This window comes from Opitutus sp. (genome assembly GCA_024998815.1).
Taxonomy (GTDB): Bacteria; Verrucomicrobiota; Verrucomicrobiia; order Opitutales; family Opitutaceae; genus Rariglobus.
In genome coordinates, this window is sequence record JACEUQ010000002.1 from 132,501 (window position 1) to 145,698 (window position 13,198).

General features: G+C 61.6%; 11 protein-coding genes and 1 tRNA gene (1 of these 12 running past the window's edge). 8 read left to right on the top strand and 4 right to left on the bottom strand.

The window, feature by feature from the left end; all coding sequences use genetic code 11:
- On the bottom strand, window positions 1-315 hold the 5' end (the start) of the coding sequence (locus tag H2170_08445) for a transposase (protein ID MCS6300113.1). Its footprint begins 867 nt before the window's first position; only the first 315 of its 1,182 coding nucleotides appear in the window; it begins with the start codon at window positions 313-315; its stop codon lies off the left edge, out of view.
- Window positions 316-681: 366 nt separating this feature from the next.
- Here H2170_08445 and H2170_08450 point away from each other — a divergent pair, with 366 nt between their 5' ends.
- From H2170_08450 to dusB, 8 genes are all read left to right on the top strand, one after another.
- Window positions 682-2,418: a PAS domain-containing protein gene (locus H2170_08450; protein ID MCS6300114.1), complete on the top strand. Its 1,737-nt coding sequence runs from the start codon at window positions 682-684 to the stop codon at window positions 2,416-2,418.
- A gap of 918 nt (window positions 2,419-3,336) precedes the next feature.
- Window positions 3,337-3,696, top strand: coding sequence for a hypothetical protein (locus H2170_08455; GenBank protein MCS6300115.1), 360 nt, complete (start codon window positions 3,337-3,339; stop codon window positions 3,694-3,696).
- Window positions 3,693-5,159 (top strand): IS21 family transposase, encoded by a 1,467-nt coding sequence (locus tag H2170_08460; protein ID MCS6300116.1) that lies wholly within the window; start codon window positions 3,693-3,695, stop codon window positions 5,157-5,159. Before H2170_08455 ends, H2170_08460 begins: the two co-directional genes overlap by 4 nt.
- Window positions 5,156-5,923, top strand: a complete 768-nt coding sequence (locus H2170_08465; protein ID MCS6300117.1) for an ATP-binding protein — start codon at window positions 5,156-5,158, stop codon at window positions 5,921-5,923. Before H2170_08460 ends, H2170_08465 begins: the two co-directional genes overlap by 4 nt.
- Window positions 5,924-6,042: 119 nt before the next feature.
- Window positions 6,043-6,894: an IS630 family transposase gene (locus H2170_08470; protein MCS6300118.1), complete on the top strand. Its 852-nt coding sequence runs from the start codon at window positions 6,043-6,045 to the stop codon at window positions 6,892-6,894.
- A gap of 48 nt (window positions 6,895-6,942) precedes the next feature.
- On the top strand, window positions 6,943-7,596 hold the full coding sequence (locus tag H2170_08475; protein MCS6300119.1) for a response regulator: 654 nt from the start codon (window positions 6,943-6,945) through the stop codon (window positions 7,594-7,596).
- Window positions 7,597-8,285: 689 nt separating this feature from the next.
- Window positions 8,286-8,361, top strand: a tRNA-Ile gene (locus H2170_08480).
- 309 nt (window positions 8,362-8,670) lie between these two features.
- Complete coding sequence (dusB, locus tag H2170_08485; protein ID MCS6300120.1) at window positions 8,671-9,780, top strand: tRNA dihydrouridine synthase DusB; 1,110 nt, start codon at window positions 8,671-8,673, stop codon at window positions 9,778-9,780.
- Window positions 9,781-9,816: 36 nt separating this feature from the next.
- Here dusB and H2170_08490 read toward each other — a convergent pair whose 3' ends face one another.
- From H2170_08490 to H2170_08500, 3 genes are all read right to left on the bottom strand, one after another.
- Complete coding sequence (locus H2170_08490) at window positions 9,817-10,839, bottom strand: hypothetical protein (protein ID MCS6300121.1); 1,023 nt, start codon at window positions 10,837-10,839, stop codon at window positions 9,817-9,819.
- A gap of 205 nt (window positions 10,840-11,044) precedes the next feature.
- Complete coding sequence (locus tag H2170_08495; protein MCS6300122.1) at window positions 11,045-12,364, bottom strand: DEAD/DEAH box helicase; 1,320 nt, start codon at window positions 12,362-12,364, stop codon at window positions 11,045-11,047.
- Between the two features lie 208 nt (window positions 12,365-12,572).
- Entirely contained in the window at window positions 12,573-12,956 is a 384-nt protein-coding gene (locus H2170_08500) for an RNA-binding protein (protein MCS6300123.1), read from the bottom strand.
- Window positions 12,957-13,198 lie beyond the last annotated feature (242 nt).

Consider the following 13,198-nt stretch of genomic DNA (forward strand, 5'->3'; position numbering starts at 1 on the left):
GAGCATCTGAGGGAAGTGCAGCTTCTTTGCCTCACCGGCTTTGGGTTGCCCCCAGCGAGCGACGTTACCGGCTTCGTGAGGTGCCCAAACCCACGTGCCGTCGACCGCCACCCATTGCAGTCCGCCGACGGTCCGGCGGGACTTGGCAATCAACTTTACCGCATGTTCGACCAGACGCTGCCACAGATCCCGCATGGCCGTCGGGAACTGTTTGGCAAACTTCTGCCGCGCCTCGACGAAGGTCGAGTCAGACGGAATGCACGGCAGCAGAAACGGTTCCACAAGCTCCGACATGAGCTTCTCCACCGAGGACATGCAAGGCTGTGATATCAGCGTGAGCATCCCCACCACCACCCTTTCAGGCGTCCATATCCTCCTGCGCTTAAAACGGATGTCGAGGGTCCGAAAGTGCTCCATCAAAACGGTAAGCAGGGCGTGTGTGTGTGTAGGAGACATACAATCGCCGACCGCCCCCCATGCATAGGGTTCACGACCATCGCATTGGCCATAAAAAATCAGGTCTTACGATGTGTTTCGGGGTTAACCGAGGGCCATTGCCCCCGGCGGATCCTCGGCGCAGCACCTCGCGGCTCAAGTTTTTGCCGGGTTGTGCCGATATACTCACTTTGACGCGCTCACCACGAAAGGTAACGCGTCGCACCTTCGTCCATTCCGCCCGTCATGCCCATGCCACCCTCCGACCCCACCTCGCTGTTAACGGTACTTTTGCAGAACGCCGCCGAGGCGATTTATTTCAAAGACCGCCAAAGCCGGTTTGTCTGCGTCAGCCGCACTCTGGTGCGTTACTTGGGGTGCAACGTGGTCGAGCAGGTGATCGGGCGTACCGATGCGGATTTCTTTGGCGACAAGCACGCCGCGCAGGCGCTGGCCGATGAACAGGAAATCATGCGCACGGGCGCACCGTTGCTCAACGCCGAGGAGCGGGAGGACTTCCCCGACGGCAGCGTACGCTGGGCACACACCTGCAAATACCCCTTTTTTAATTCGCGCGGTGAAATCGTCGGCACTTTCGGTGTGTCGCGTGACGTCACCGCTCTCCACGAGGCCAAGGAACGCCTGCAAAAAACCACCGATTTGCTGGCCAAGGCCGGCCGCATCGCCCGGCTGGGCCATTGGCAGGTCGATGCCTCCCGTGACTTCGTTTTTTGGTCGGACATCACTTACGAGCTACACGGGATCGAACCCGGCACACCGGTCACCTTCGACGCCAGTATCAATTTCTACCACCCCCTTGATCGCCAACGTATCCAGTCTGCTTTCGACCTAGCCATGAACCAAGGCGTGGCCTTCGACCAGGAGGCACGTTTACTCAGGGAGGATGGCGAATTTGTGTGGGTGCGCGTCAAGTGCGAGTCGCTCTACGACTGCTCCGGAGGCGCTCGGCGGGTAACGGGCATCTTGCTCGATATCGATGCCCTCAAACGCACCGAGGAGCTCCTCAAGGAACGCAATCAGGCCCTAGAACAGGCGACTAACCGAGCAGAACAACTGACGCGCGAGGCTCAAATGGCTGCGTTGGCCAAGGCCGAGTTCCTTGCCAGCATGAGCCACGAAATCCGCACCCCGCTCAATGCCATCATCGGCATGTCGGAACTCTTGCTCGATACGCCGCTGTCCCACCAACAACGCGATTTTGCCGCCACGGTGCGCACCAGCAGCGATGCCCTGCTGGGGCTGTTAAACGACATCCTGGATTTCTCCAAAATCGAGTCTGGGCAGATGGAACTGGAAAAGGCGCCCGTGCATTTGCGCGACTGCGTCGAGGGCGCACTCGACATCGCCGCACGTCCGGCGGGTAAAAAGGGCGTCGAATTGCTCTGCCGCGTCTCTCCCGACCTGCCCGACCTGTTGGTGGGCGATATCACCCGGCTACGGCAGATTTTTATTAACTTGGTCGGCAATGCAGTTAAGTTCACCGAGAAGGGCGAAGTCCTGGTGGCGTGCACCCCCCGGATCAACGCCACCGGCGCACTCTGCCTGCACGTGTCCGTGCGCGACACCGGCATCGGCATTTCCAGCGACGGCATCAACCGGCTCTTTAAATCCTACAGCCAGGCCGAGGCCTCCACGACGCGTAAATATGGCGGCACGGGCCTGGGGTTGGCCATCTGTCAGCGCCTGGTCGCCCTGATGGGCGGGCGCATTTGGGTGGATTCGGTCATCGGCCAGGGCTCGGATTTCCAGTTTGAAATCCCCCTGGAGCCGATCGGCAAAGCCACGGCCATGGCCAAACGCATCCCCAAACTGGAGGGGCGGCGTATCCTGATTGTGGAGGACAACGCCACCCACCGCCAAATCCTCGCCCAAGAGGTGCAAAACTGGGGCGTCATCCCCCTGCTGGCCGGTTCAGCGGCGGAGGCCCTGGCGCTGCTAGTGCTTACTTGCAATAATAAGTGATATTGTATCCGCTTTGTAGATGGGACGAAAAGCCGTGCGAATCACTTGTAGCGAGGGGGATCAGCAATCCCTAGAAAAACGGGCAACCAGCCGGATTGAGTCGAGGCAGCGAGTTGAGCGCGCCCGGATGATCCTTGGGTGCGTGAGTGGCGAGCAGGTGCAAGAGGTGGCGCGCCGCTGCAACACCAGGCCGAACACCGTAATAAAGTGGAGGGATCGCTTTGTGTGAGCGGCGAGCGGGAAAGCGTCTATTTCTGGCGGTTAGGAATGCACTTCTTCTTCGGTGGATCTTCTTCCCCTTAAAAAGAGTAATACTCTTCTTCCGTGGGTGGGTTTTCTTCCCTGTCCGGCTGGGGATATGAGGGGTGCGAATGGGTGGAGATTGAACCGGCGGGACGCTTGGCGGATGCACAGCGATGCATCCAACCGGTTCACGCAAGTGTTTGCACTGTGTCGATTTCTTTCTGCCCGACGCGCATAACCGCGAGCGTCAGCGCTACTGCGGGAAGCCGGGATGCCGACGGGCGAGCCGGGCGGCCAGTCAGGCCAAATGGTTGGCGAAGCCGGAGAACCTCGACCACTGGAAAGGCCCAGAAAATGTCCAACGGGTGCAGGAGTGGCGGAAGGCCAATCCGGGGTACTCAAGGCGGAGGGGGCCGCGACGGCGGGTGGCGTTACAAGACATCCCAACTACGCAATCCGTTGTGCACCAGCCTAAAGCCGAGCCGGTCGCCGAGGTGGCGTTACCGAATCCCTGCGTGCCGTTACAAGACAGATGGGAGTCGCAAAACCCTGTGCTCGTGGGGCTTATCGCGCAGTTCGCCGGAGTGACGTTACAAGAGGACCTCGAACCCATGCTGCGACACCTGCAATCCCGGGGGCGGGTGATCCTGGGCATCGACGTCCAGCCGCCCGATTATGCAAAAACAACCGATCGATCGCGAACAACTCCGGCGCACGCCGGCCCAGTTTAGCTGGCTGGACCACCGGCTGGTGCGGGGCAATTACCTGGGGCGGGCCAGTGCCCCCGCCTGGGGCCTCTATCTGGTCCTGGTCACCGTGGGCGACGCCGACGGGCTGAGTTACTACGCCACGCGCACCCTGGCCCGGCTGCTCACGCTCAGCGAGGACGGCCTGGTCGAGGCGCGCCGGCAGTTAATCGAGGCCGGGGTGATCGCCTACGCCGCGCCACTTTACCAGGTGCTCTCCTTGGACCGGGGCAGGCCAACGCACACGCTGGCGGCAACGCCGCCGCCGAGCCGGGAGGTGGGCGCGTGATCGATTACGAACTGTATTGCCGGATAAAACAGGCGGAGGCGGCCGGTCACAGTGCGCCGCAAATCGCCCGCTCGCTCCAGTTGCACGTGCAGACGGTGAGGCGCTGGCAGGCGCAGGAAAAGTACGTGCGCAGCCAGGCCGCGCAGGTGCCTAGGCCAAGCAAGCTCGACGTGCACAAGCCGGCGATCGCGCGCTGGCTGGAGGCCCATCCGTTCACCGCCATGCAGCTCTGGCAAAAGGTGCGCGAGCGGGGGTACACGGGCGGGTATTCAATTTTGAAAGACTACGTGCGGCGGGTGCGGCCGAGGAACCTGGAGGCGTTTCTTACCCTCAAGTTTGCCCCCGGCCAGACCGCGCAGGTGGACTGGGGCAGTTTTGGCGCGGTGGAGGTGGACGGCACCCGGCGGGCTTTAAGTTTTTTCGTCATGGTTTTGGGGTACAGCCGGTTCCTGCATGTGGAATTTACCCTCGGGCAGGGCCAGGAGTGGTGGCTGGGCTGTCACCGGCGCGCCTTTGAAAAACTCGGCGGGGTGCCGCGCGAGGTGATGGTGGACAACTGCAAGACGGCCGTCCTCTCGCATGTGCCCGGGACCGACCCGGTGTACAACGCCCAGTACCTGGACTTTGCCCGGCACTACGGGTTTACGATAAAAGCGTGCGGGCCGGGGCATCCGCAGTCCAAGGGCATGGTGGAAAACGCGGTGGGTTACGTGAAAAAAAGCTTCCTTGGCGGGCGGCAGATGAACGGGTTTACCGAGCTGGGGCCGGCCGCCAGCTTGTGGCTGGAAACGGTGGCCAACGTGCGCGTTCACGCTGAAACCCAGGGCCGGCCGGTGGACCGGCTGCCCGAGGAGCGCGCTGCGCTCCTGCCGCTTAACCCGGTGGCCAGTCCGGCGGTGCGCACCTTAAGCGTGCGGGCGTCGCGGCGGTGCCGGGTGAGTATCGAAACGAACCGCTACTCGGTGCCCACGAAGTTTGCCGGGGCGCTACTCACCGCGCAGATCGAGGGGGCGCAGGTGAGGTTTTATGCGGACCGCACCCTGGTGGCCGAGCATGCCCGCAGTTTTGCCCGCCGCGCCGATGTGGAAAACCCCGAGCATGTGCGCGAACTCGAGGAGCGCAAACGGCAGGGGGCGCGGCAGCGCCTGCGGCTACGGTTTTTGGAACTGAGCCCGGCGGCACCCGCCTACCAACGGGGGCTGGAGGAGCGCCGGCTCAACGCGGGACACCACCTGGCGACTATCGTGGGTTTGGTGGCCCTGTATGGAACGGAGGCAGTCGGCCGGGCGATCGAAAGCGCCCATGAACTCGGCGCCTACTCCAGCGATTACATCCTCAACTTGCTCGAACAACGCGCGCGGGCCTTGCCGCAAGCCGGGCCGATCCACCTCACCCGCGCCGACGCGTTGGCCGCACTGGAACTCGAACTGCGTCCCCCGGATTTAAGCCCCTATACCCAATGAAAACAGAACCCGAAAAAACCGATTTATTAAAAGATCAACTCAAGTACCTGAAACTCGGTTACCTGCTGCGCCACCACGGCGAACTCACGGCCGAGGCGGCCAAGGCGCGCTGTTCGCACGCCGAATTTTTACGCCGACTGGTGCAGGCCGAGACCCAGGACCGCCAGATCCGGGCGCTGGAGCGGCGCATCCAGGCAGCGCGCTTCCCGGTCAAGAAAACCGTCGACCAGTTCCAGTGGGACTGGCCCAAGGAGTTGAACGAAGCGCAGGTGCGGCACCTCTTCGAACTGGGCTTTGTCAAGGAGCGCACCAACGCGGTGTTTTGCGGTGGTGTGGGGCTTGGGAAGACACATCTCGCGAGCGCGTTGGGCTACGCGGCGTGCCAGGCGGGCTACACGGTGCTGTTTACGACGGCGGTGGACGCGATCAACGCCCTGGTCACCGCCCAGTCCCTGCACCGGTTGCAAGCCGAGTTGAAGCGTTACATGACCCCTGCGGTGCTCGTGCTCGATGAGGTCGGCTACCTGCCGCTCGACAAGTCGGGGGCCGACCTGCTCTTCCAGATCGTCAGCCAACGCTACGAACGCGGCTCGCTGATCGTCACCACCAACAAGGCCTACAAACACTGGGCAGGGATCTTTAACAACGACGCTGGCATCACCGCGGCGATCCTGGACCGCCTACTGCACCGGGCCCAGACCGTCGTCATCGAGGGCAAATCCTACCGCATGAAAGACCGCCTGGCCGACGAACCTGCAAGCTGACCGGGCCTGATGATCGGCCCCTGGCGGGGCCGGTCATCGGCTTTTACGACAGGTGATTTTGTAACCGCCAGAAATAGACGGTGTTCGCGCCGCCGCTCACACGCTTTGTGCTGCTTGGCATGAAGGGGCTGGATGATGCGGCACGGCCGGGCGCGAAGCGCACCTACGGTGAGGACTTTCGAGATCGGGTGCTGGCTTTATTGGAAGGGCCACCCCCTCCGGGGCAGGCGCGCTGGGATGGTCCAGCGGTGGCCCGTGTGCTCGGCGGCTCGGTGCACGCGGTCTGGCGAGTGCTGCGCAAGGAGGGCATTTGCCTGCAGCGCCAGCGCTCGTGGTGCGTGAGCACTGACAAGCAGTTCGCAGCCAAGGCAGCCGATATCGTCGGGCTCTACCTGAGCCCACCGGAAAAGGCATTGGTGATAAGTGTGGATGAAAAGCCTGGCATCCAAGCCCTAGAGCGCGCCACCGGTTACGTGGAGACCGACAATGGTAAAATCGTCCAGGGACTCAAAAGCACCTACAAGCGCCACGGTACACTCAACTTGTTCGCTGCCCTTGATGTGGCCACGGGCTTGATCAAGACGCAGAAAACCACCCTTAAGCGCCGGGAGGAGTTCCTGCTGTTCATGGACCAAGTGGTGGCGGATCACCCGCCCGAGAGAGAACTCCACGTGATTTTGGATAATTATTGCACCCACAAAAAGTGCGACGCTTGGCTCGCTCGGCACCCCAATGTCCACTTCCACTTTACCCCAACCTCGGCGAGTTGGCTCAATCAAGTTGAAATCTGGTTCGGCATACTAACAAGGAAGGCGCTACGGGGCGCGAACTTCAGAAGCGTCGCCGAACTTAGTCAGGCCATTGACGCTTTCGTCGCCGCCTACCTGCCCAATGCCAAGCCGTTCAAGTGGCGCAAGCGCGAGGTCAAGGGAAGCCAACTCAGAAATACTATCATTAATCTACGCAATTAAGCACTAGCGCAAGAAGCAACACCCGAGGCGGCGGTCATTGACCTCCAATTGAAAGGCATGGACGGGCGGGCCCTGATCACGGAACTGCGGCGCACGTTTACGGCCGCGAGCCTGCCCATCATCGCCCTGACGTTGCTGGGCCCGGGTGGCCAGTCCCCGGAATGCCTGGGCGTGACGCGGCTCATTTCCAAGCCGGTTAAACTCGGCGTGCTGCGCGATGCGTTGATCAACCTGTTTCTTCCGCAGGGCCAACCCGTCGTGGATGCGCCGCAGCAAACGGCCGTGGCGCAAGGCCAGACCTACCCGTTGCGAATCCTGCTAGCCGAGGATCTGGAGGTAAACCAACAAGTCGTGACGTTCATGCTCGAGCGCATCGGCTACACCTGCGACGTGGTGGCCGACGGTCGGGCGGCGGTGGCCGCAGTCCAGACCGGCCTCTACGACGTCGTGTTTATGGACATGCAAATGCCCATCATGGACGGCCTGGAGGCGACCACGCGCATTTGCGAACAACACGAAACGAGCCGGCGTCCGTGGATCATTGCGATGACGGCGAACGCGCTCAACGGGGACCGTGAATCGTGCCTGGCGGCGGGCATGGACGACTACCTGAGCAAGCCGGTCTCGATGCAACCGCTGGCGCAGTCGCTCGAGCAAGCGTGGGCGCACCTCAAGATCCGCCGCGGCAGCCCCGCGACGTAGCCGGCTGAACCGTTTAAGCCGAACGCCTGAGTTGGTCGGCGCGATCTGGTGCAACTTGCTGGGCATCTGACCGTTCATTCACCCACTCGAAGCGCTATTCAGTGCACCTCGGGGATTCACTCACGATCATCTGCTCCAGCATCTTGCGCCAACTCATCGCCGCCAACTCAGGAGTTCGGGTTTAACAGGTTGGACTCTCAATCGGAGTTTTAACCTGAACGGCTAACTCGCATTCGCATTCAAATTCAGCCTATCGCGAGTTTTGGCCGTCCCTGGCCAATTTGTCGAAACTCCCGCCCCCCCCTGGCCGTGACGGCCAACCCTGGTACATATCCCGATCCCGTACAGCGTTGGCCGGCCCTGGCCAATTCAACCAATCCTCAACGCGAATGGGGGTAAGACTTCCCTGATGAGACCGAGCAAGCTGTTGGCGCAGATAAATCCGAAACCAAGATGCTGGATTTTAAACGCAGCGAAGCCCTGAGGCGCACAGCAGCAGGAGCCAAACGGACCGAGGTATACATTGAGGAGCGTGGAGCTAAATGAGCGGGGATTCAGAAAAAAAACATTACAAGGTATCGCTTTTTTCCAAAAAAAGCGGATGACTCCGCGCCCGGGTTTCAGTCTAGTCACGGAACATTTCCGTGTTACGACCACCCCCAACAGGAAAGCGTAAAAACGACAGCTGCGGGCCTATAGCTCAATGGTTAGAGCAGGGGACTCATAATCCCTTGGTTCTGGGTTCAAATCCCAGTGGGCCCACCACTTTAAAAACCCGTTATCCAATAGTGATTAACAGGTTTTTTTCCCACCCGAAAACAGGACGGAAAAGTGAAGCTCTTTTTTGTGGTGTCCGGTTTGTGCCCCCCCCTTTTTCGACCTATCAACCCTGCGCACCTCGTCGCACGGCTTGGTTTTTCCCTTCGGGTTTCGGCGAAGCAAAGTGAAATGTAATTATAGAAATACCATGCCTCCCGCGGCTAGTCGCCTGCGTGGAGTGGCCGGGCGGCGGCGGGCTTTTTGCGTTTGTAGCGGGGGCGACGGGGCGCAAGGTGAGTTATTATTAGCACGTCCATGCGCATCGGCCCGCACACCCTTTCCTCGAATCTCTTCCTGTCTCCGCTCGCCGGTTACACCAACCTGCCCATGCGCCTCACCGTGCGTGAACTGGGCGGACTGGGCTGGGCCACCACCGATCTGGTCAACGCCCGCTCATTGCTCGAACGCAACAGCGTCGCCCTCCAGCTCGTAGCATCCTGCCCCGAAGACCGCCCGCTCGCCATCCAGCTCTTCGGCTCCGTCGCCGAGGAAATGCGCGACGCCGCCGTGCTCTGCCAGGAAATGGGAGCCCAGTCCGTCGACATCAACATGGGCTGCCCGGTAAAAAAGGTCGTCAAAATCGGCGGCGGCTCCGCCATGATGACCGAGCTCGATAAAACCGCCGCCCTGGTGCGCGGCATGATCGCCGCAGTCAAAATCCCGGTCACCGCCAAGATGCGCCTGGGCTGGGACGACGACAACCTCACCGCACCCGACCTAGCTCGGGTGCTCGAAGACGCCGGTGTGGCGGCGGTTTTCGTCCATGGCCGCACGCGCGCCCAGGGCTTTGCCGGCCAGGTCAACCTCGCCGGCATCCGCTCGGTGGTTCAAGCCGTAAAATCCATCCCCGTGATCGGCAACGGCGATGTCACCACGCCCGAGGCCGCCAAACACATGATCGACCAAACCGGTTGCCACGGCGTGTCGGTGGGGCGCGGCGCGTTTTACGACCCGTGGATTTTCCGGCGCACCGACCACTACCTGCGCACGGGCGAACTGTTACCCGAGCCCGACTTCGCGGAACGCGTGCGCGTCCTGTGCCGGCACTTCGAGCGGTACTGCGAATTTTACGGCGAGGAACAAGGGTCGAAACTGTTCCGAAAAGTCGCCCCGTGGTACGCGAAACGGTTTGGCCCGTCCAAGCCGTTCAAGGCGCGGATCATTAGCATCAAATCGCGGGCCGACTTTGAATCGGCGCTGGCCGAATTCCTGGAGTGGCGCCTGCCCTTCTGCGACGAGGCCGGCAACCTCCTGCCCAAATTCACGCCCGATCCCATGATTGCCTCCTTCATGCGGGCGGCGGACGACCCGGTGTTCGCGCGCGAATCCATCCCCGTCCCCAAGGGCCCGGTGGATACGTGGTGATTTGGGGTATCTACCGATAGCGAGCCGCCAAGCCGTTCAGTACGGCTTAGCAGCCACGAAGCCGGCGCGATTTTTGAACATCACGCACTTTTTCTCGGTGTCGACTGATTCGAACACGATGCCTTCGGTAGAATCGATCGTGTCACCGGGACGAACCAGGCGGCCGTTAATAATCACCCGCGGTACCGAGCCGGCACTTGCGGTAACACCATTGATGCGGACGCCTTCGAGCCAGAGCCGGAAAGCCGGAGTCATTACCGGAACGACGGGGGCTTTTGTGGGTTTAGCGGCGACTGCGGCTTCAGGCTTTGGACTGCCGGGGGCAGGAGGCAGCGGATCGAGTCCTGCCAAATCCGGAGTGGGCACAGGGGCCACGACCGCAGGCGTTGCAGGGGCGGGTTTCGGAACCGGCGCAACCGGGGCACGGCGGACCAAGGGTGGCGGCGGCGGGGGCTCTTCCTGCATTAAATAAAAGTAGGCACCCGCACCGCCGCTCACCAGTAGCAACACGAGACCGCCTAGGATCAAAGCGCGCGGCGAACGCGTAGCTGCCTTGGGCTTCACCGGTTTCACCACCAAGGGCGGTGAAGTGGGTAAGGGCGGCGGAGTAGCCCGTGCGACCGGGCTGGATACGGACGCCGCACTAGCCTCCGCAATAGGCTCCACCGCGGAATCCGCAGGAGCGGTTAAACTAGGAATGATCACCTGCTCCGCCTGATCGTCCGTGGAGGGAAGCCCCTCGATTTGCAGCGCATCGGGGGTCACAGCCGCAACGGCCTGGCCGATCCATGCAGAAGGGGTAACACGGGCATCCGGCATCGATTCAACGACCGGATCGCTTGGGGTAGAGGGGGCTACTTTGAGTTTGAGCCGGGGAACGCTAGCCGCGTCCTGGGCGGCGGCTAGCAGAGGGGATGAAGCGGGGGCGGGGGCCTCCGAAAGCGACCCCGCTTCATCTGCGCCTGGAGTTATTTTAGGCTTAAGACGAAAACGACCGGGCGCGGTTTCCGGACTGGAAACAACTGCGGGCGTAGCCAAAGTCTCAGTGCCTTGATCCATCGGCACAACAGGCGGAGTTGTCGGTGTTACCGGGGCATCTGCGGCGTCTCGATTACGAGGCCGCAGGCGTAAAGAGGGGGGGGGCAGCTCGTCACTCATGAGCGCAGGTTACACATGCGATCACGACGAGCGGAATATAAATCTTACTATCCGAGCTCCCCGGCGGAAATTTTTCCTGCCGGGGGGAGGGCCTAACGGGTGAGGCCTAGCGGCGACCACGCCCGCCACCGCCACCCGCACCACCACCACCGCCACCGCCGCCGCCGCCTGAGCGACCGCCGCCACCACCCTGGCGGCCACCGGACTGACGCTGCGCAGGTCGGCCGCCACCACCACCGCCTCCGCCACCGCCACCGCCGCGCTTCTGCTGGCCTTTTTTAGGGTAAGAAGGGTTCACCACAAAGGGCTGGTAGGGAAATCCCTCGAGGCGCAGCTCAGGGATCTTCGCGCCAATGAAGCGCTGGATGTCACGGATGTCGTCGGCGTTTTCCGGCGAAACCAGCGTGAAGGCATCACCCACAGCCATGGCGCGTCCAGTGCGACCGATACGGTGCACATAATCCTCGGGATTCTCCGGCACGTCGTAATTGATCACGTGGGTCACGCCCGCCACATCGATGCCGCGCGCGGCGATATCGGTGGCCACCATGACTTCGTACTTACCGCTCTTAAAGCCGGCCAGCGCCTCGATGCGCTGGTTCTGCGAACGGTTGGCGTGGAGAATCGCCACGGTGTGCTTGGCGGACTTGAGGCGCGCGGCAATCTTGTCGGCGCCATGCTTGGTGCGGCTGAAAATGAGCACGCTCTGGAAATCGGTTTTCTCAAGCAGGGCGACGAGCAGGTCGAATTTTTGAGCCCAGGCGACCGGGTAAAGCGCGTGGCTCACCGAGGTGTTGACGGAGCGGTTGATGCCGCATTCGACACGGTCGGGATTGCGCAAAGCAAACGCGGCAACCGCGGCGATTTCTGGCGGCACGGTGGCCGAGAAAAACAGGGTCTGGCGGCCCTTGGGGCAGCGCGCGATGATGTCTTTGACGACCGGCAGGAAGCCCATGTCGAGCATGCGGTCGACCTCGTCGAGGACGAGGATCTCGATGGTGTTGAGAGAAAGCTCCCCACCCTTGATGTAATCAACTAGGCGACCCGGGGTTGCGGAAATCACATCGACGCCGCGCTTGAGCTCGGCGCGTTGCGCGCCGTAGCCCACGCCGCCAAAAAGGGCGACCGTGCGCAAATCGGTGAAGCGGGCGAAATCGCGGAAGGCGGTTTCAACTTGGGCGGCCAGTTCGCGCGTGGGCTCTAGGATCAGCACGCGCGGGGCGCGCCCGTGGGAGGCCAGTTTAGATAAAATCGGCAGGGCAAAAGCCGCCGTCTTACCGGTACCGGTCTGCGCCGAGGCGATCAGGTCGCGTCCGGAAAGCACCACTGGAATGGCGCGAAGCTGAATGGGGGTCGGGTCGGTGTAACCGGCAGCGACGACACCGCGGAGCACGTCCGCGGATAGATTGAGATCTTTAAATGACATGGGAACGAATAACGGGCCGGACTGAATACAGGCGCATGGAAGCGCACAGCAGAGGACGCGCGACCCGCGCGCCCACGGACAAGCGGAAGTCGCCCGTCCTAAAAACCGCCTCAGCGGTGTGTAAAAATTGAAAAACAAAAAGGGCGAGACGCGGTAGGCGTCTCGCCCTTGGAAATTTCGGGATCAGCCATTTAGGCCGAAACAGGAATTAGTAACGGCGATCGCCGCCGCCGGAGCGGCCGCCACCACCGAAGCCGCCACGGCGTTCGCCGCCGCCGCCGCCACCACCGAAGCCACGGCCACCGCCGCCGCCGCCACCACCGAAGGAACGGCCAGCGCCTTCCTCTTTCGGACGGGCTTCGTTAACGGTGAGAGCGCGGCCGCCGAGATCGACGCCGTTCAGCTTCTCAGCAGCGATCTTCGCCTCTTCAGGGGAAGAGAAAGTGACAAACGCGAAACCGCGGGGGCGGCCGGTCATTTTGTCCATAGCGACATAAACGTCAGTGACGTTGCCGAACTGGCCGAAAGCGGAGCGGAGCTCGTCTTCGGAGGTTTTGAAGGACATGTTGCCAACGTAGAGCTTGGAACTCATAGTAATGATTCGTCGATCCCCGTCTGCTGCCAGTCCGTTCCCGACTATCGGGTTTCAAATCATCCCGGGTCCAATACCCACTGACGACTCACCAGTTCCTGTCATCTAACGCTTCTCTGACGATGAAGGCTCTAGAAATGATCAGGCATTTCCTAAGCGCAAGAAAAAACTCGATATATCGGCTTGGCTGCTTTTGCGAAATTGAGCCATGGCCTTTGCCTTCAGCTGCGGAGTGCGCTCTT

Excerpts from the sequence above, each read along its gene's own strand:
- H2170_08450 (MCS6300114.1), top strand. The coding sequence starts at position 682 with ATGCCCATGCCACCCTCCGACCCCACCTCGCTGTTAACGGTACTTTTG.
- H2170_08455 (MCS6300115.1), top strand. The coding sequence starts at position 3,337 with ATGCAAAAACAACCGATCGATCGCGAACAACTCCGGCGCACGCCGGCC.
- H2170_08465 (MCS6300117.1), top strand. The coding sequence starts at position 5,156 with ATGAAAACAGAACCCGAAAAAACCGATTTATTAAAAGATCAACTCAAG.
- H2170_08470 (MCS6300118.1), top strand. The coding sequence starts at position 6,043 with ATGAAGGGGCTGGATGATGCGGCACGGCCGGGCGCGAAGCGCACCTAC.
- dusB (MCS6300120.1), top strand. The coding sequence starts at position 8,671 with ATGCGCATCGGCCCGCACACCCTTTCCTCGAATCTCTTCCTGTCTCCG.
- H2170_08490 (MCS6300121.1), bottom strand. The coding sequence starts at position 10,839 with ATGGATCAAGGCACTGAGACTTTGGCTACGCCCGCAGTTGTTTCCAGT.
- H2170_08495 (MCS6300122.1), bottom strand. The coding sequence starts at position 12,364 with ATGTCATTTAAAGATCTCAATCTATCCGCGGACGTGCTCCGCGGTGTC.
- H2170_08500 (MCS6300123.1), bottom strand. The coding sequence starts at position 12,956 with ATGAGTTCCAAGCTCTACGTTGGCAACATGTCCTTCAAAACCTCCGAA.